The following is a 235-nucleotide window of genomic DNA, read 5'->3' as shown; positions in this document are numbered from 1 at the left end:
GTATTATAATGATAGCTTGCAATTCATTAAAAACTAGTTGATTCCCTCTCCATATTATCAGTCCAGCCAAAAGTATAATAGGAACTAAATCAAATAAATTGATTAATAAAATCGTTTTGGAGTGCTTCTTGATAGATTGTTTATCGGAAAAAATGACTGGTTTTTCCTGACTTCCCTCATACTCTTGCTTCCAAATGGTCCACTTGAAAAAAATAGAAAACGATGAATATACATG

Annotated in this window: 1 protein-coding gene; it reads right to left on the bottom strand. The window is 31.1% G+C overall.

The features are described 5' to 3' along the window. Positions 1-235 (bottom strand): hypothetical protein (locus AOA60_RS33690; protein WP_218240992.1); only part of this gene is annotated, 235 nt, incomplete at both ends.

It is taken from the genome of Pseudomonas sp. 2822-17 (genome assembly GCF_002742485.1).
In the GTDB taxonomy this organism is placed as follows: Bacteria; Pseudomonadota; Gammaproteobacteria; order Pseudomonadales; family Pseudomonadaceae; genus Aquipseudomonas; species Aquipseudomonas cyclaminis.
This window is presented reverse-complemented; position numbering and strand designations above follow the sequence as displayed.